This window comes from Oscillospiraceae bacterium, from assembly GCA_025757685.1.
Classification (GTDB): domain Bacteria; phylum Bacillota; class Clostridia; order Oscillospirales; family Acutalibacteraceae; genus CAG-217.
The window spans coordinates 216,157-234,708 of record CP107220.1 but is presented as its reverse complement, the minus strand read 5'-3'; the positions used below and the strand labels follow the sequence as shown (position 1 = coordinate 234,708).

Sequence of the window (18,552 nt, the reverse complement as noted above, 5' to 3'; positions counted from 1 at the left end):
ACTTACTCCTTGTTAAAGCGAATTTTGATCTCGCGCTTCAGCATATAAGGCAAAATGCTCTTCATCTTATCCTCCGAGCGCACCATCTTGCTGGCTGCCGGCAGCTCCCGGTGCAGGTGAATGGCGTCAAAGGCGCACTTGGTGGTGCACACGCCGCAGCCGATGCACTTATTGGGATCCACCACAGAGGCGCCGCAACCTAAGCAGCGAGCGGTCTCCGCCTTCACCTGGGCCTCTGTATAGGTCAGATGTGCGTCTCTAAAGGAATGCTTTTGGTCAATGCTCTTGTCCACGCCGGGCACCTGGCGGTCGCCGGTATCGTACTGGGCCACGGAGATATTCTCCTTATCCAGCGCAATAAAGTCCCGGCGGTTACGGCCGATGGTCAGGCTGGTGTTGGGCTGCACGAATCGGTGAATGGACACGGCGCCCTCCTTTCCCGCTGCAATAGCGTCAATGGCAAACTTGGGGCCGGTGTATACATCGCCGCCTACAAAAATATCTTCCTGTGCCGTCTGATAGGTCAGGCTGTCTGCCACAGCGCCGTTGCCGCGACCCAGCTCCACCTTGGAGCCGTCCAGCAAGTGACCCCATTCAATCGCCTGACCAATGCTCAGGAACACATGGCTGCACGCCACAGTCTTGGTCTGGTTCTCGTCATAAACCGGGGCAAAGCGGCCGTTCTCGTCCAGCACGGACAGGCACTTTTTAAACACAATACCGGTGACCTTGCCGTTCTCCGTCAAGATCTCCTTGGGACCCCAGCCGCAGTTCACATCTACGCCCTCCACCCGGGCTTCTTCCACCTCTTCAGCCGAGGCAGGCATAGCGTCCCGGCTCTCCAGGCAGAACATAGACACGCTGTTTGCACCGCAGCGCACGGAGGAACGGGCCACATCAATCGCCACATTGCCGCCGCCAACTACAACCACTTCACCCTCTACCGGGTAATCCGGGTTGCCGCCAACGGTGCGCAGAAAGTCCACAGCGGTCATGACGCCCTGGGCGTCCTCACCGGGAATACCCGCCTTGCGGCCGCCCTGGCAACCAATAGCGATATAAAAGGCCTTGTAGCCCTGGGCGCGCAATTCGTCCAAGGTAATATCCTTGCCCACTTCCACGCCGCAGCGAATGTCTACACCCATTTCACGGATCACATCAATCTCCGCAGCCACTACATCTTTTTCTAACTTGTAAGACGGAATACCGTACACCAGCATACCGCCGGGCTTCTCGTTCTTCTCAAACACGGTGGGGGTATAGCCCTTCTCTGCCAAATAATAGGCGCAGGACAGGCCGGCCGGGCCGCCGCCGATAATGGCGATCTTCTCATCAAAGCCGCCCTTGTTAGAGGGGATCACCTTGGGCGCCACATAGCGGTGCTCTGCAATCAGATCCTGATGGGCGATAAACTTCTTCACTTCATCAATCGCCACCGCACGGTCAATGGTGCCGCGGGTGCAGGCGTCCTCACACCGGCGGTTGCACACATGACCGCAAACGGCAGGAAACGGATTTTCTTTTTTGATCAGCGCCAGAGCGTCCTTGTAGCGACCCTGGGCTGCCAGCTTTAAGTACCCCTGCACGGCAATATGGGCCGGGCAAGCGGTCTTACAGGGCGCCGTGCCGGCGTCGTAGCAGTTGATCCGGTTCTTGTCCCGGTAATCCGGGCTCCACTTTTCCGGGCCCCACTTGATTTTATCCGGCAACTCCTGTCGGGGATAGGTCACCGTGCCGCCGTCCTTGGTGCACAGCTTTTGACCCAGCTTCACCGCACCGGCGGGGCAATACTCCACACAACGACCGCAGGCCACACACTGCGCCTTGTCCACCTTGGCAATGTACGCGGAGCGGGACATATTGGGCGTATTAAACAACTGAGAAGTCCGCAAGGCATTGCAAATATTCACATTGCAGTTGCAGATGGCAAAGATCTTGTTCTCACCGTCAATGTTGGTGATCTGGTGCACAAAGCCGTTGTCCTCGGCACGCTGCAAGATCTCCAGCACCTGATCGTAGGTCACATAATGGCCTTTGTTGGTCTCTACCAAATAGTCCGCCATATCGCCTACGCCGATGCACCAGTCCTCGGCATCATCGCCGCAGCCCTCGCCCAGCTTGGCGCGGCTCATACGGCAGGAGCAGGGACCGGCGGCATACTTGCCCTCATATTTCTTCAACCAGTGGGAAATATGCTCCACATCGACAGATTGATTTTCCGTCTCAATGGCCTTTTCCACCGGGATCACATGCATACCGATACCGGCACCGCCGGGGGGCACCATGGCGGTGATCTTCTCCAGCGGTAAGAAGGTCATACGCTCAAAGAACTTGGCCAACTCCGGGTGAGCGTCGATCTGATCCTTTTTCATATTAAAGAACTCGGCGCTGCCGGGTACGAACATGGGCAGCACATACTGCTTGATGCGGCTGGGGTTCTCCCAATTATACTCCAACAGGCCAATGCTGCTCATCTCTTGCAGCAGCGGCTCCAGATACGCCTTGCTCTTGCCGGTGGCTTTTGCCACCTGGTCCAGGGTCATGGGCTTGCGTACCTTCATCTTCAGCGCGATCTCTGCCATCTCGTCCGTGACTACGCAGGCCAAGCCGTAATACTCCGGATCCTCTACCGTCACCTTGTGACCGATCCGGTCCGTGATTTTTTGACCAAGTTTGAGGATCAATTCTCTCTCTTCAGCCATCGTCTTCTCCCTCCGTACTTATGCGTTCCAGTCCCGGACTTGCTGCCGCAGCCAATCGCACACTGCGTCCATACCCTCGCCGGTCTTGGCAGAGATAAAAAAGATCTTGGCCTGCGGGTTCAACTTTAAGATCCGCTCCTGTACCGCCTGATCGTCAAAGTCAAACACGCTCTTTGTGTCGATCTTGTTGATGAGCACCACATCGGACACGGTAAACATCAGCGGGTACTTTAGAGGCTTGTCGTCTCCCTCCGGCACAGACAGGATCATCATATTTTTGGCAGCGCCGGTGTCAAACTCGGCAGGGCACACCAAATTGCCCACATTCTCCAAGAACACCAGATCCAGATCCGCCGTACCCAGGTTCTCCACCCCCTGGCGGGTCATGCCTGCGTCCAGATGGCACATACCGCCGGTATGCAGCTGAATGGCACGCACCCCGGTCTCTGCAATGGTTTTGGCGTCCACATCCGAGTCAATATCCGCCTCCATTACACCGATGCGCATCTCCTGCTGCAAGCGGCCGATCATGCCCCGCAGGGTGGTGGTCTTGCCGCTGCCCGGGGAGGACATCAGATTCACCAAAAAGGTCTTTTCTGCTTTCAGCTCGGCCCGAAGTTTCTCCGCCTCCCGGTCGTTACTCTCAAACACGCTTTTTTTGATCTCAATGACTTTATACGCTTCCATAAACACCTCTCCGTATTTCGCATATATTATGTATAATATAATATGAACGCCAAAGATTGTCAATCCATTCACAATGCCCCGGTGTTTTTTTGCCGTTTTGCCCACATTGGGCGGTTATTTTTTAGATAAAATGTTTTTGTTTTTGGATAGTTGGTTCGTGGTATGACCAGTTGCCAAAATAAAAAATACGACAGACTACAAAAAGTGTCTGCCGTCATGTTTTCTATTTGCTCCCCGCCTTTTGCTCGCGGCGCCGCAGCAGCCGTTGTAGCCGCGGGCGGTTGTAACGCTGGAGGATGACCGGTATCAAATCCGCCACAGCCGCCAATACAGAGGTGATGAGAAACACCGGCAGGTTTGCCACCGGATCATCGCAAAACAGACAAAACAACAGGGGCACAAAGCTCAGAGCCGCCATCACTTCGTGTGCCAACTCGTTGCGGCACATCTGCATTACCACCGCTTGCAGATCGCCGTGCATATCGTAGGGCTTATAGGAGGGCACCCGGTGCTTCCACCGCTTGACCCCCAGGCGGGCATACAGCCCCGGCTCCCAGGGATGTGGGCGAAACCAGCGCCCTTGCGGGTTCACCGGCACTCGGTGGCGGCCGACGACCCAGCCCATGGCAAAGCGCATGGCCGTGTGATAAGTAAAGGTGCCGCATGTAATTGCCAGCGAAAAACAGACCGCATTATGGCTTTTTACATAAATCAGGGAAAAGCAAGCGGTGCATACTGCCAGCAAAGCTATGCACACACCGCACCAAAAATCTACTTTTCTGTTCATATTCACACCCCCTCTACCGCCATTGTACCAAAGGCGGGTAAAAAGTGCAAGAGCGGTCCTGCCGCAGCAGAACCGCTCTTTATACTTTCAGCGCACTTAGGCCACGCCCTCGCCCTCGGTAGCCACAACGGCCTTTACGCGCTCCTGGCCTTTCCACGCCTGGATCACCTGGGGGTGTGCAAAGATGCTGTCCATCTTCTTCAGGAAGGGGATCACATCGCCGAAGTCCAGCGCACGGTGGTCAAACACCACGGTGATGGGCAAGATCTGGCGAGCCTCAATGGTCTTGTTGCCGAACTTATCGGTGACCACCACCGGCTTATCCTGCACAGCGCCCAGGGCGAATGCGCACACCTGGGGCGGCACAATCTCGATCAAGGTGCCGTAGCCGCTCTGTCCTCTGTACAGAGAGCCCAGGTTAGAAATGGTAACGGTGCCCTGCTCAATATCTTTCTTAGTCAGACGGTCTTTCTCCGGAATGCTGTAATAAGCTTTTTTGGCAGCGCCGCGGAGCGTGTGCACCTTGTGCTTGCCGGTCTTAGAGCCGATCAGCCGACTAACGGTCTGTTTTACTTTCCCCTGTTTCAGACCGGTAATGGTGTTGTCCAGGGACACATCAAACATCACTTCGTTCAGGTTGGTGTTCTCTGCTCTGCGGGTCACATCGGCAATGTAATCGGTCATAGCCAGCAGGGATTTATTCTGAAAGTCCCGCAGGTTGACGGTCATCATTCTGCCGTCCGGCAGCAGCATGGGCATAGAAATGTTAATGTCCTCAAAGGTCTTCAGCTCGCCGCGCACCAGCTTGCGGTTGTAGTTCAGGTGGCTGTTCATCACCGGTGCCGCTTTCAGCCCCTCAATGATGGCTTTCATCAAAACCGTATTCAGGGTGATCTTGGTTTTGCTGGTAGAGCGCAGTTTCTTAAACTCGGTCATCAGGTCGGTTACATCCGCCTCATATACATAAGCCACATGGGGAATCTGCTCCCAGCTCTCGGTGGTCATATTGGCAACAATCTTTCTTTGAATGTCGAAGTGTTCGGTTCTTGTGATTTTCATACTTGTGCATCTCCTTTACTCACGGTGTTTTCAAATTGTATTGCGGAGATCCGCTGCGGGATCTTGCTGACTGTATTGGTGTCCCGGGCTTTCCCCTGAGGACACTCTCATCATACCCATTTTGGTCGGTTGCGGCAACATACTCTGCTTTACATTTGAAAAAATCTTCGCAACTGGCGGTTGCATTTCCCTTGGTTGCGCCATATTTTCGCCTTTTTGCCAATATCTATTGACCGGAGCGGGCATTTTTGCGATAATACCCATAGAGGGGGCTTCGTATGATCGACACCATGGACAAACACAGCTGTGAGCTGTTCTTAGAGGATGCACTGGAGATTGGGCGCCGCCTGGTAGAAACCGGCGCCGAGGTCAAGCGGGTGGAGGACACCGTGCGGCGCATTTGCATTGCCTACGGCTTTACCGACTGCGAAATCTACGCCGTCACCAGCCTGATCGTGGCCACCATTCGGGACAAGGACGGCAATCACTACACCCAATCTGTGCGGGTGCAAAGTTACGGCACGGACCTGGGTCGGTTAGAGGAGCTGAATGCCTTCTCCCGCCGCATTTGCGCCCAGGTACCGGATGTAGAGGACCTAACCCGGCAGATCCGCCAGTACAAAAAAGGCAAGCCCAAACCGGTGATCAAGTGCCTGGGCTATATGCTGGCAGCCGGCGGTTTCTCCGTCTTTTACGGCGGCGATCTGCGGGACGGGCTGGCAGCAGCCGCCATTGCCATTGTGATCTACCTGATGGATTATCATTTGAAGCTGCGGCAGATCCACAATGTGATCTACACCTTTGTGGCCGGGTTCGTCTCCGGGCTGCTGGCGCTGGGGCTCACCCGCCTGGGCTTAGGTCACCAGGCAGACAAAATTATGATCGGTGACATTATGTTGCTGATCCCCGGTCTGCTTTTAGTGAACGCCATTAAGGAGATGTTCAACCGGGATATTGTTACCGGGCTGTACAGACTGATTGAGGCGGTGCTGGTGGCACTGGCCATTGCCGGAGGCTACGCTCTGGCGTTCCTGGTGATGGGAGGTGCAACGGTATGAAAGCAGCACTTATTCAAATTCTCATGGGCGCCATCGGCACCCTGGGCTTTTCCATTTACTTCCGGGTCAGCGAACGCAATGTGGCGGCTGCCACCTTTGGCGGCGCCCTGGGCTGGGGTGTGTATCTGCTGTGCTTCCACCTGTGGGGCAATGTGTTTGCCGCCAATGTGGTTGCCACGGCAGTGGTGTACTTCTGGTCCGTAGCCATGGCACGGGTGCTTAAGGCGCCGTCCAACACTTACCTGATCCCGGGCATCATTCCCTTGCTGCCCGGCGGCCCGCTGTACTACACCATGGCCGGGCTGGTGGGCGGCGATCGCGCCCTGTTCACCAAGAACGGTACCACCACCATTTTGGTCACATTCGGTATGGTCACCGGTATGGTAGCAGCCGCTGTGGTGTTCTATTATATTCTCAAGCTGCAGGAGAAATGCAACCGCAAATCCCCTGCGCCGCCGCAGGATTAAAAACAAACCGCAATATAAAAAATTGCCCCTTACGGCGTTGGCCGCAAGGGGCTTTTGTGTTGCTCGGATCAGTCCGCAGCAGGTGCCGCAGGCTGTTCTTGTTTGTCTTTATCGGTCGGCGAATCAAAGGTAAACGCACCGTCCTTATAGTCCACTGTCACCGTGCCGTGGATCTTATCCTCCAGCAGCAGCTCGGACAGCGGGTCCTCAATTTGGGTCTGAATGGCCCGGCGCAAAGGCCGCGCGCCATACACCTTATCAAAGCCCTTATCTGCCAGCGCATCTACCGCCGCGTCCGTAAAGGTGGCTTGCACATCCAGGTCTGCCAGGCGCTTATTCAGAGCCTTCAACATCCGGCGGGCGATCTCCTGAATGTCCTGCTTCTCCAGCTGGTTGAACACCACAATCTCATCCACACGGTTCAGAAACTCCGGCTTAAAGGTCTTTTTCAGTTCCTCCATCACCAGATCCTCAATGGTCTTGGCGGCGTCCTTGTCATCGCCAAAGCCCAAGGCCTGACGACTGTCGGTAATCTTAGACGCACCCACATTGGAGGTCATAATGATCACTGCGTGCTTAAAGCTGACCTTGCGGCCTTGGGAGTCGGTAAGCACACCGTCCTCCAGGATTTGCAGCAGCATGTTGAACACATCCGGGTGGGCCTTTTCGATCTCATCAAACAGAACCACGCAGTAGGGCTTTCTGCGGACTTTCTCCGTCAGCTGGCCGCCTTCGTCAAAGCCCACATACCCGGGAGGCGCACCGATCAGCTTAGAGACCGTGTGCTTCTCCATATACTCGCTCATATCCAGCTTGATGATGGCGTTCTCGTCCCCAAACATCGCCTCGGCCAAAGTCTTACAAAGCTCCGTCTTACCCACGCCGGTGGGGCCAAGGAAGATGAAAGAACCCATCGGACGCTTGGGGTTTTTCAGCCCCGCACGACCACGACGAATGGCGCGCGCCACCGCCGATACGGCCTTATCCTGACCCACGATCCGCTGGTGCAGGATCTTTTCCAGTTGCAGCAGCCGCTGGGACTCCTCCTTGGTGATCTGCTGTACCGGAATACCCGTCCAGCCGGACACCACGGCGGCAATATCCGCAGGGGTCACTTCTTTTACATCGTGGGAAGAGGTGTTCTTCCACTTCTCCTTTTCCTGATCCAGCAGGTCTTGCAGGCTCTTTTCTTTGTCCCGCAGCTCTGCCGCCTGCTCAAAGTTCTGGCTGCGCACGGCAGCGGTCTTTTCTGCAGCCAACCGCTTGATCTCCGTCTCCATCTCTTTCAAGTTCGGCGGCGCGGTATAAGCGGCCAGGCGTACTTTAGAGCAGGCCTCGTCAATCAGGTCAATGGCCTTATCCGGCTGGAACCGATCGGCAATGTATCGGCTGCTCATCTTCACCGCGTTCTCAATAGCGGCGTCGGTAATTTTCACTTTATGGTGGGCCTCGTACTTATCCCGCAGACCTTTCAGAATTTCCACGGTCTGCTCCTCGGTAGGCTCGCCCACGGTTACCGGTTGAAAACGGCGCTCCAAAGCGGCGTCCTTTTCAATATTCTTGCGGTACTCGTCAATGGTGGTGGCGCCGATCACTTGGATCTCACCACGAGCCAAAGCGGGCTTTAAGATATTGGCAGCGTCCGTTGCGCCCTCGGCAGACCCGGCGCCCATCAAGGTGTGCACCTCGTCGATAAACAAAATAATGTTACCGGCTTGCTTTACCTCGTCCATGGCTTTTTGAATTCGCTCCTCAAAGTCGCCACGGTACTTTGTGCCGGCCACCATAGAGGTCAGATCCAGCGCCACGATCTTTTTGCCTTCCAGCAGTTCCGGCACCTCGTGCTTGACGATCTTCAGCGCCAGCCCCTCGGCAATGGCGGTTTTACCAACGCCCGGCTCACCGATGAGGCAGGGATTGTTCTTGCTGCGGCGGGACAAAATTTGAATGACCCGCTCAATTTCCTTTTCACGACCGATCACCGGATCGATCTTGCCGCCCTCGGCCAGCGCAGTCAGGTCACGACCAAACTCGTCCAGCGTAGGTGTCTTGGTCTTGCCCTTTTTGCCGGCGGTCTTGCCGTCCGGCTGCGTCTCCTGACCGGAGAACAGCTGCTCCACCAGCGCCTCCGGGCGCACGCCCAGTGCCAGCAGGAACTTGTAGCCGTAAGAATCCGTCTCCTTAAGCAGTGCCAGCAACAGGTGCTCCGTGCCTACAAAGGAATGCATCATACCGCGGGCAATCTGAAACGCCAGCTCCAACATACGCTTAAATCGAGGCGTAAAGTCGTCCGGGGTCAACCGGGTAGGCTCCCCTACGCCGATATTCTCCTTGATGAGCTTTTCCACATCTTCGGTCTGCACACCGCTTTCACGCAGCGCCTGGGCGCCTAAGCCGGCGTCTTCTTTCAAGATCCCCAGCAGCAAGTGCTCGCTGCCGATATAGTTATGGCCCAACTCCTCTGCGGAGGTAATGGCCAGGTTGATCACATGGTTTGCTTTTTCGGTAAAATAGTTAAATCTATACATGGTAAATCCTCCTTATTGCCTTGGTGCAAGAGGAAATTCCGCTTTCCTTTTTACGCCAAAGCCTGCCGCACCAGTCCGGCGCGGATCTTATCCACTGCGTCGGCAGTTACTTCTGCCCCGGCAGCGGCTGCAATGGTGGCGTTCTGCACCTTTTGGATCAGTTCGCCTACATCGCTGTATGTTTTGCTGCTCTCGCCAAGAGAAATACCCAGGCGCAGCAGCGACACCAGGTCAAAAAATTCGTCCTGGTTCAAAGCACGAGCCATTTGCAGCGTGCCCATAGCTCGGTAAATACGATCCAAAAAGGCGTCTTGCTGTTGCAGCTGCTGACGCAGATTGCGCTCCTGGCGCACGATTTGGTCGCAAATGGCATTTACATTATCAATGGCCGCTTTCTCGGTAATGCCCAGCGTTACCTGGTTCGTCAGCCGATAAAAGCTGCCGTGGCCGTCATAAAGAGGTTGCAGCGACAGTCCAAGCTTGCCGATCATCACCGTCAGCTGGTCAATGAGCCCTTGACCTGCCAGTGCCGGCAGGTGCAGATCCAGCATGGCCTGCATACCGGTGCCCAAATTGGTGGGCACAGCTGTTAAAAAGCCCAGCCGCTCATCAAAAGCAATGGGTAACCGCTCCAGCAGGGCGTCGTCCAGTTTATCCGCCTTGGCGTAAGCGCCCTCCAGGTCCTGCCCGGCAGCACGCACATGTAAGCGAATATGATCCTCCTCACAAAGCATCACGCTGGCGCTGCCGTCCTTGCTGAGCAAAAAAGCACTTTGATCCTTTTGCCGAGCAAAGCGACGGCTGATCAGCTGTTGCTCCGCGTAGGCATACGCCTGCGCCGAAGACACGGCGCTCAGATCCACCAGATCGAACTCCCCGGCATAGGGAGAATTCTTCACGGCGGCAAAGATTTTCTTCACCGTGTTTCTGCGGATCTCGTTGTTCATACGAATGGGAAAGGGGGCGTCTGCCAAATTACGGGCCAGGCGCACGGTAGCACCCACCACTACATCTGAATTTTTGCCCTCGCCGCTGTACCACTTATTCATCTTTATTCCTCCGGCTTTAGCTCTTTGATTTGGTCACGCAGCACCGCTGCGTCCTCATAGCGCTGCTCCTGCACCGCCTTGTCCAGTTCCGCCTGCAAGCGCTCCCGCTCACTTTGGGGCTTCTCTGCCGCCGGTTCTTTCGCCTTGGCGTTGTTCACCGGTTCCTTTTCCTCGGTGTAAGAAATATTCTTACCAATATGGCGGGTGGCACCGTGGATTTTGCGAATGCTGGGTTCCAGTTTGTCTGCAAACCGGTCATAGCAGTGGGCGCAACCCACATTGCCGGTGTTGATAATATCGTTAAAGGTGGAGCCGCAGTAGTCGCAGCGATCCACGCCTGTCAGGGCGTTCATGGCCGCCAGCCCGGCCCCCAGGAAGTTGCCGAAGAAACTGCCCTCAAACATAGAGCCAAGGCCCATATTGCTGTGCATGGGCTCCAAGACACCTAACTTCTCGGCACAATCCCGACACAGGTGCATCTCGGTCACCTTGCCGTTGATATTCTGTTTAATATAAGTGGTTGCCTCGTTTTGATTGCAATGTTCACAACGCATAACAAATAACCTCCTAATTGATGTATGCAAGCAGCATTTGTTTAAATTGACGGGCGCGTATCTGGTCCAACACCTGCTCGTCTACGCCGTGCTGGTTCCACCCGGTGAGCGCCGACTCCATGATCTTGGCGCTGCGGGCGTCCATCAAGCCCTGGTAGTGCAGGTTGTACAGGTGAGCCTTGGCCGTCTTTTCATCTATGGCAGGACCAATGGAATTGATCAGCGCCATCAGCGCCTGGTTCTTGCTGTCGGCACGGGTAATGAGAATACACCCGCCGCCGCCACGCCTGGACTCAATGCGGTAGCCCTGCTCCGGTGTAAACCGGGAGGTGATCACATAATTGATCTGGCTGGGCACACAGCCCACCCGCGCCGCCAGGTCGTTGCGCTGGATCTGAACGGTGGATTTGTTGTCATCAAACATATCAAGAATCATATCTGCGATCACATCACTGATCTTCATTTTCCAATCACTTCCTATCTAATGAAGGTGGAAAGCCCGGCGAGAGGGATACAGGAGCCATTGTTGATCTTGCGCTCGTTCACACTCTGACTTTGACTTTCTTTGACCTTCTGTCATCATAGTAGCACAAAGGTCAGAGAAAGTCAAGAACTTTTTTGACTTTTTTTGACCTTCCAGGAGAGTATGCCCGATTTTCGGCTTGGTTATGCGGAATTTTAGCATAAATATTTTTTGACTTTCATTGTCTTTGGCAAAAATATGTGCAAAAAAAGCGCCGATCTTTGACCATCGGCGCTATGGGTACTCCCCTATTTTTTGATCTTATTATGTACGGCAAGGCATGCCGTGCACACCTTGCGCCGACCGGATAATCAGCAGCCGCAGCCACAGTCATTACCGCAGCCGCAGTTACCGAAACCGCCGCAGAGCAACAGGATGATAATCAAAATCACGATCCAGGAAGATCCGCAGCCGCAACCGTTATTGCAACCACAACCCATAACCGTAGTACCTCCTTTCGCCTTTCTAAACCATACTATGAAAGACGGCAAAAGGTGTGACAGAGGGCGCAGAAAAGCCGCGCACATTCCCTACGCGGCGCCTCTGCGCCCTACGCTCATTTTATTATATTATACAATACCGCCGTTGACCCCCAACACCTGGCCGGTCACATACGGACTCTCTGCCAGGTACAGCACAGCCTCTGCCACCTCCCAGGGTGTGCCCAGTCGACCCATAGGCACCTGGGCCTCCAGCTCTGCTCGGTCAAAGCAGGCATTCATACGGGTATCAATGATTCCCGGCGCCACACAGTTGACGGCAATGCCCTCCGGCGCCAGCTCCTGGGCCAGCGCCCGGGTGAAGCCGATAACCCCGGCCTTGCTCATGGAATACACCGTTTCACAAGAGGCGCCCACCTGCCCCCACATGGAGGACACATTTACAATGGCGCCGCTGTGGCGGCGGAGCATATCCACCGCTGCCGCCCGGCTACACAGGAACACGCCCTTGCAGTTGACCCCCATTAGGGCGTCATAATCCTCCGGCGTGGTATCCTGAATTTGGCGAATCAGACTGATCCCGGCGTTATTCACCAGCACATCCACCGTGCCCACCGCGGCAAACAACCGTTCCACGTCCGCCGGGTCCGTAATATCGCAAGGGATCGCCGTCACTCCCGGCAGCTCCGCCGCCGTTTGGTGCACCGTCACGAACACGCGGTAGCCCCGTTCCAAAAACACCTGTGCTGTAGCCGCACCAATGCCGGTAGCGCCGCCGGTTATTAAAACTTGTTTCATACAATCACCGTTCCCAGTTTAGCACAAACGGTTGTATTTTTCAACGCAATCCGATATAATAAGGGAGAGAACCAACGGAAAAGGTGATTTTTGTATATGGAAAAAGCATTTTATACCATCTCCCTTTATGTGGACGAAGACGAGAACCTGATCGGCATTCCCTGCGGCGAAAGCGACAAGTACGGCATAGCGGATATTGATAAGGTGCATCTGCTGAAAGCCCCGTACAGCGAGGAACGGCTGGAGCAGTTTATTGAGGAAGTGATCGACTCCTGCTACTCCAAGAAGCACAATGACCAGAGCGACCTGTCCACCATTGAGAAATATACCAAGAAAAAGGGCTTTGTTAACGCCACAGCGGACTACACCCTGATCTCTATTGTAAAGACCGCAGAGAATTATAGTCTAATGCCCACCTTTAACGACTTTGAACGGGGGCCGGTGGTGATCGACGACGACGAGCACATTTTGCCCAACCCCTACTCTGCCGGCGAACTGGCCGAAGTGATCAACGGCTATATTCAAGTGTATGTTAAGGCCAACATGTTCTATAAAGAACAGCAGGAACTGGAAAACGAAAAGAAAAATTAAGAATGTCAAGAGCCGCCCCTGTTGCTACCATGCAGCATAGGGGCGGTTTTGTTTTGTCCGCCTTTTCATACCTTATAAAGCGCAATCAAAACAAAAAAAGCGGCACCCCGTAAAGAGGTGCCGCAAGGCGTTTAGAAAATTAAGAGGCCAGGTCGCCCACAATCATCATGTATTCGCCGATCATGGCGCCGAACTCCGGCGCGCCCTCCATGATGAGCTGCTTATCCTTGGTCATCTGGAGCATATCGCCGGTGCCAAGCAGGATCATCAGCGCGTGCTGGGCGGTGTCGAACTTCATGCAGAAGAACGGCTTGGAGCGCTTATACTCCCCACGGCCGGCACGGGACTTGCCTGCCTTAATGCGCAGGTAAGCGGTGCACTCCGGGTGACCCTCCACAGCCCACTGGTACACGCGGTCCGGGCTCTTGGAAGTCCAATCCCGAATAGCCGGGTGACCCATTTTGTTCAACTGGCTGATGCCGGAGGACAGCAAATAAAAATACAGCTTGGTCAGCAGCAGACATAGCTGCTCATCTTCCGGCGGTTCCTTAATACCCAGCAGAGAACTCATCTTCAGCAGGACCATCATAAATTTGATAAACTTGCCAAAGCTCTTGATCTTCATCTTGGGCAGGGCGCTCATATTGCCCTTAAAAAACGCATTCATCTTCTCCATAGAAGAGAACTGCAATTCGGCGTCAATCTTCTGCTGCCCCAAGTACTCACCCAGTTTGACCGTCCACTCTCCATCCTCGATGATAAAGTGGATCGCCTCTTTGTCCTGTGCGTTAGCCATAGCAGAAACCTGGTACACGGCGTTGACGCCCTCAAATTTCTTCTTCAGCTCCGGCACATCGTTGGCGATGGTCTTCAGCAGCGGCAAGGCGCCGGTCATAAACACCTTGTTGGTGTAGCGTGTGGTATCACTTGCCATACTGGCACATCCTTTCTTGATTTTGAAGTTTTAACATCTGTGCGCGAATTAGAATTCGTCGTCCCAAGCGTCGTCCGCTTCAAAATCGGCGTGCATCACTTCGGCAATGGTGTCGGCAATGCCGTTGGCGTCGATCTTTGCAAGAGACATCAGGTCCTCGTGCAGACCGATGGTGGAGAATTCATCCTGATGGCCCAGCATCCGCATAACGCAGGCCTTGCCGCTCTTGGCAACCACCTCAGCAACAGCGGTGCCCAAACCGCCCATCACGGTGTGATCCTCTACGGTGATAATCCGGCGAGTGTCCATAATGGCGGACATTACAGCTTTCTCATCCAGAGGCTTAATGGTATGCATATTCAGCACACGCACCTTCAGTCCGGCGTCAGCCGCTGCCATCTGGGCAGCCTGCATGGCCTGATACACGCAAGAACCGCAGGCAATCACGGTAATATCTGTGCCCTCGTTCATGACCTTGGCCTTGCCCACTTCAAAGGTGCACTCCTCCAGCTTGGGATAAACGATCTGGTCAAAGCCGCGGTTGATACGAATATAAACCGGGCCGGGATAGCTGTACGCTGCCTTAACCGCGTGATAAGTCTCTGCGCCGTCGCAAGGGCAGATCACGGTCATGTGGGGCAGAGAGCGCATGCACGCCATATCGATCAAAGCATGGTGGGTAGAGCCCGCCTGACCGAATGAAGTACCCGCATGGGTAGCAATAATCTTAACCGGTACATTCTGATAGCAAATATCCGTATGTACCTGATCCAGGGAGCGGGCAGAAGCAAAAATAGCAAAGGTAGAAGCAAAGGGGATCAGCCCGTTCTGCGCCAGCCCGGCTGCCACGCCAAACATATTCTGCTCTGCAATACCCACATTGAAGAAACGATCCGGGAACTTCTCGCCAAACATACCGATCTTGGTGGATTTGCCCAGGTCAGCGGTCAGCGCCACCACTTCCGGGTGCTCCGCACCCAGCTCGCACAGCGCCTTGCCGTAATATTCCGCCGTAGAGAGGGCGGTGGTCTCCGTCATTGTATAAGTCATTCCGCTTGCCATGGCTTAGCCCTCCTGTTCCGCACGCTCGCAGCGTTTCTTGTAATACTTATCCAGGCTCTCGTAGCAAGCCTTCTCTTTTGCCTCGTCCAGTGCGCCGTAATGCCAGTGGTAATCGTCCTCCATAAAGTCAATACCGGCGCCCTTAAAGGTATCCATCACGATACAATAGGGCTGGTCGCCGCCGTTTTTGTGATTGGCGATGGCGTCCTCAATGGCATCGTTAAGCTCCTTCATATTCTGGCCGTCTACGCGCTTTACCTTAAAGCCAAAGGCCTCGAACTTCTTATCCAGCGGCTCCACTTTCATCTCATCGTCCACGCGGCCGTCAATCATGCACTTGTTGTTATCCACAAGCACCACCACATTGGACAGCTTAAACTGAGCAGCGGTCATGGCAGCCTCCCAGTTGGAGCCCTCATTCAGCTCGCCGTCGCCGGTAAGGCAATAGACCATATAGTCCTGACCCTTTACGCGGCCTGCCAGGGCAAAGCCATCTGCCAGGGAAAGGCCGTGACCCAAAGAGCCGGAAGAGCAATCGATGCCCTTGATTTTGTTCTTATCCAGGTGCATACCAAACTTGGAACCGGTCAGGTTAAAGTTGTGCAGCCCCTCCACCGGCATAAAGCCGTAGTCGCAGATCACCGGGCCATAGCCCACAGCCGCATGCCCCTTGGAGAGCACAAAGCGATCTCTGTCCTCCATGTCCGGGTTGTTTACATCCAGCTTCATAAAGCGGTGATAGAGAATGGTCATGGCGTCCATGGCACTCATGGCGCCGCCGATGTGGCCGGAACCGCCCCAAACGGTGGTCTGCACGGTCAGTCGTCTTAACTCGTCCGCCTTTTTCTCCAGGCGGAGCCACTCGGCTTTGTCAAATGGCTTGAAATCAGCAGGCATTCAAAGTCCTCCCTTTCTGTTGTTACCGGGGCCGTGCCCCCTTGCACAGACCCGGCAAAAATGATTGGTTTATTTCACTAATCCCGGGATCTCCGGATGATTGGCAGCCACAACGCCGAAGGCGTCCTCGGCAATGTCGATGGCCAGCTTGATATCATCCTGGGTAACCGCGGCATTCATAAAGTGATTGTGGTGAGACGCCAGGAACAGCCCGCGGCTGACGCACTCGGCGATCCACTCCTGGTGGAGCATCAGGCTTTCATCGTTGGCAACGCGCAGATAGAACAGCGCCGGCTCGCCGGACACCACCAGGTCGAAGCCGTGCTGCTTACCGGCAGCCACAAAGCCGTCCGTCAGCTGGGTGCCCATTTCCCGGAACATCTTAGGCGTGTTGAGCTTCTTCATCTTAGGAATACAAGCCAGGCAGGCGGCGAACGGTTCGGCGCTCATCCAGTAAGAGCCGGTATACACCACGGAAGAAGCGGTATTCTTCATATGCTCCTGACCGCAAACAGCAGACATATTGTAGCCGTTGGCCAGGGCTTTACAGAAGCAGATCAAGTCTGCCTTAATGCCATAGTAATGGTCGGAACCGGCCAGATCCAAACGGAAACCGGTACGCACATCGTCAAAAATCAGCACCATACCGTGGTCGTCGCAGAACTTACGAACCGCTTTCCACTGCTCCGGTGTGGCACACACATTGTCCTTAAAGTTGCCGTGGTCATAGGGCTGGGCAATCAAGCCGGCAAAGTCGCCGCCTGCCTCGTCGTAGGCCTTCTGCATAGCGTCCAGGTCAAACCAGGGCACCACCACATTGTTCTCTACTTCCTCCGGCAAAATACCCGGGTAGTCCACCTTTTGGGCCCACTGGAAATCGCCGTGGTAATAGCCCTTAAAGAACATCATCTTCTTTTTGCCGGTATGCGCACGGGCGCACATCACGGAGAAAGTGGTGGCGTCGGAGCCGTTCTTCATAAAGAACGCCCAATCAGCGGTGTTCACGGTGTCGATCAGCAACTCGGCGCACTCTACCATTTTGTAAGAGGGAGAAGTGGTGCAGTTGCCGGTCTTTAACTGCTCCATGGCAGCGGCGTCCACATCGTCATCGCAATAGCCCAGCACATTGGGGCCGTAAGCGCACATAAAGTCCAAATACTTGTTGCCGTCTACATCCCAAAAATAGGTGCCCTTGGCCTTTTGGGACATCAGCGGCCACTTGGTAATGGGCAGGAACAGACCCTCGCTGGGGCCCAAATGCCCGTACACGCCGGAGGGAATGGCGTTCAGTGCCCGATTAAACCACTCCTGGCTTTTTTCATGCTTATATTCAGGAAATTTACTCATTCTAAAAGACCTCCTTAACCCAGATATACCGCAACTCTGTCCAAAACGCGGTTGATATTATCCACCATAGAAATCATACCCGCCATATAAATATGACCGGCGCACAGCTCTGCCATGGTGGAGGCGGTGCCGTTAAACAGACCGTTTGCCAGATCAATGGTGGCAAACTCCATCACCGCCCGGGGAGACTGGGCCTTTTCTTTAATGGTGCGGAACGTGTGGTTATTGACCCGAATGGTGGCGTAGCACACATCCTTAATGCCCATAGACACATCACCGTCTACCGTATAAAGCGCGGACTGCTTGGACACGCTGTCCGTATTGGCAAGGGCAGAGATGGCTCCCGCAATGGTGTAGAAAGTCAAAACGGTGGACTCCTCAAAAAACGCTCTGTCCTTTAAGTCCGCCTCACTGGGCATCAGCAGCTGAGTCAGCCGATTGGTGAGCTTGGTAAACGGACCCAGCAGGAAAGAGAGCACCTGTACGGCGCCCTTTACCGGCACGCCGGGCTTAGAGTCGTCAATCAGTGCATTAAACTTCTCCGGGCTGGCAAAATTCATCTTGCAAGTGCAGCCGTAAGTACCCTCGCTCATTTTGCAGCCATCCTGGGTGAAGTTGAATGTGCAGCAGGGGCCGTCCGTCACATCAAAGCAGATGGACACCGGCTTTTTCAGCTCACGGAGCACGGCCTTGGCCTGGTCGTCGATCTGGCACAAGTTCTCCAGCGTAGCGAGCACGCCGTACATGTTCACATAAGCCATTGCTTTTGCTTCTTTCAAAATAATTCCTCCTCGTGTTTTGCCTGCGATAGGCAGAGTTCTTGCAGGGGTTGCACAGGGCACCCGCCGGGTGACAGAGATCATTTGTACAAAAAATGACACGCCGCCCGCCCTCTCAGGGCGTATCGGCAATCCGGTATATACGCACTTATTACATACATATATACAATGCAAGTTTATTATAACACACATTTTATAGGCAGGTCAACGGCAAACCGCCCAAAAATATGTTTACAAATTGGTGAAATTGCCCATATTCCCGCATGGACAAAATAAAAGAGCGCACGCCG

At 54.5% G+C, this 18,552-nt stretch carries 19 protein-coding genes; 3 read left to right on the top strand and 16 right to left on the bottom strand.

Translation table 11 applies throughout. The features are described 5' to 3' along the window. Positions 1-2 precede the first annotated feature (2 nt). From OGM59_01015 to OGM59_00995, 5 genes are all read right to left on the bottom strand, one after another. Positions 3-2,702: an FAD-dependent oxidoreductase gene (locus tag OGM59_01015; GenBank protein ID UYI91079.1), complete on the bottom strand. Its 2,700-nt coding sequence runs from the start codon at positions 2,700-2,702 to the stop codon at positions 3-5. A gap of 18 nt (positions 2,703-2,720) precedes the next feature. Further along, positions 2,721-3,389 (bottom strand): hydrogenase nickel incorporation protein HypB, encoded by a 669-nt coding sequence (gene hypB / locus OGM59_01010; GenBank protein UYI91078.1) that lies wholly within the window; start codon positions 3,387-3,389, stop codon positions 2,721-2,723. 223 nt (positions 3,390-3,612) lie between these two features. Beyond that, positions 3,613-4,176, bottom strand: coding sequence for a hypothetical protein (locus OGM59_01005; protein ID UYI91077.1), 564 nt, complete (start codon positions 4,174-4,176; stop codon positions 3,613-3,615). 96 nt (positions 4,177-4,272) lie between these two features. Beyond that, complete coding sequence (locus OGM59_01000; protein ID UYI91076.1) at positions 4,273-5,235, bottom strand: 2-oxo acid dehydrogenase subunit E2; 963 nt, start codon at positions 5,233-5,235, stop codon at positions 4,273-4,275. 30 nt (positions 5,236-5,265) lie between these two features. Next, positions 5,266-5,499, bottom strand: coding sequence for a hypothetical protein (locus OGM59_00995; protein ID UYI91075.1), 234 nt, complete (start codon positions 5,497-5,499; stop codon positions 5,266-5,268). A 14-nt stretch (positions 5,500-5,513) separates the two neighbouring features. Here OGM59_00995 and OGM59_00990 point away from each other — a divergent pair, with 14 nt between their 5' ends. Continuing rightward, entirely contained in the window at positions 5,514-6,293 is a 780-nt protein-coding gene (locus OGM59_00990; GenBank protein ID UYI91074.1) for a threonine/serine exporter family protein, read from the top strand. After that, on the top strand, positions 6,290-6,760 hold the full coding sequence (locus OGM59_00985) for a threonine/serine exporter family protein (protein ID UYI91073.1): 471 nt from the start codon (positions 6,290-6,292) through the stop codon (positions 6,758-6,760). Before OGM59_00990 ends, OGM59_00985 begins: the two co-directional genes overlap by 4 nt. Positions 6,761-6,828: 68 nt before the next feature. On the opposite strand, the gene OGM59_00980 is transcribed toward OGM59_00985, so the two are convergent. From OGM59_00980 to OGM59_00955, 6 genes are all read right to left on the bottom strand, one after another. Then, entirely contained in the window at positions 6,829-9,288 is a 2,460-nt protein-coding gene (locus tag OGM59_00980; GenBank protein UYI91072.1) for an ATP-dependent Clp protease ATP-binding subunit, read from the bottom strand. Positions 9,289-9,338: 50 nt separating this feature from the next. Next, the gene (locus OGM59_00975) at positions 9,339-10,337 is read right to left on the bottom strand and encodes an ATP--guanido phosphotransferase (GenBank protein ID UYI91071.1); all 999 of its coding nucleotides are present in this window, start codon (positions 10,335-10,337) and stop codon (positions 9,339-9,341) included. Between the two features lie 2 nt (positions 10,338-10,339). Then, positions 10,340-10,891, bottom strand: a complete 552-nt coding sequence (locus tag OGM59_00970; protein ID UYI91070.1) for a UvrB/UvrC motif-containing protein — start codon at positions 10,889-10,891, stop codon at positions 10,340-10,342. A gap of 13 nt (positions 10,892-10,904) precedes the next feature. Further along, positions 10,905-11,354, bottom strand: a complete 450-nt coding sequence (locus OGM59_00965; protein UYI91069.1) for a CtsR family transcriptional regulator — start codon at positions 11,352-11,354, stop codon at positions 10,905-10,907. A gap of 371 nt (positions 11,355-11,725) precedes the next feature. Beyond that, entirely contained in the window at positions 11,726-11,854 is a 129-nt protein-coding gene (locus OGM59_00960; protein ID UYI91068.1) for a hypothetical protein, read from the bottom strand. A gap of 129 nt (positions 11,855-11,983) precedes the next feature. Then, positions 11,984-12,652 carry an SDR family oxidoreductase gene (locus tag OGM59_00955; GenBank protein UYI91067.1) on the bottom strand — a complete coding sequence of 223 codons (669 nt, stop codon included), beginning with the start codon at positions 12,650-12,652 and terminating at the stop codon, positions 11,984-11,986. Between the two features lie 96 nt (positions 12,653-12,748). Here OGM59_00955 and OGM59_00950 point away from each other — a divergent pair, with 96 nt between their 5' ends. Beyond that, positions 12,749-13,243, top strand: a complete 495-nt coding sequence (locus OGM59_00950) for a hypothetical protein (protein ID UYI91066.1) — start codon at positions 12,749-12,751, stop codon at positions 13,241-13,243. A 139-nt stretch (positions 13,244-13,382) separates the two neighbouring features. Here the strand turns inward: OGM59_00950 and OGM59_00945 are convergent, their stop codons facing one another. The 5 genes from OGM59_00945 to OGM59_00925 all read right to left on the bottom strand — a co-directional run bounded on the left by OGM59_00945 (position 13,383) and on the right by OGM59_00925 (position 18,262). Next, positions 13,383-14,177, bottom strand: a complete 795-nt coding sequence (locus tag OGM59_00945) for a hypothetical protein (GenBank protein UYI91065.1) — start codon at positions 14,175-14,177, stop codon at positions 13,383-13,385. 48 nt (positions 14,178-14,225) lie between these two features. Then, positions 14,226-15,239, bottom strand: a complete 1,014-nt coding sequence (locus OGM59_00940) for a transketolase family protein (protein ID UYI91064.1) — start codon at positions 15,237-15,239, stop codon at positions 14,226-14,228. 3 nt (positions 15,240-15,242) lie between these two features. Beyond that, complete coding sequence (locus OGM59_00935; GenBank protein ID UYI91063.1) at positions 15,243-16,136, bottom strand: transketolase; 894 nt, start codon at positions 16,134-16,136, stop codon at positions 15,243-15,245. Positions 16,137-16,205: 69 nt separating this feature from the next. Next, positions 16,206-17,483, bottom strand: coding sequence for an aminotransferase class III-fold pyridoxal phosphate-dependent enzyme (locus OGM59_00930; GenBank protein UYI91062.1), 1,278 nt, complete (start codon positions 17,481-17,483; stop codon positions 16,206-16,208). A 14-nt stretch (positions 17,484-17,497) separates the two neighbouring features. Beyond that, positions 17,498-18,262: a hypothetical protein gene (locus tag OGM59_00925; GenBank protein ID UYI91061.1), complete on the bottom strand. Its 765-nt coding sequence runs from the start codon at positions 18,260-18,262 to the stop codon at positions 17,498-17,500. Positions 18,263-18,552: the final 290 nt, after the last annotated feature.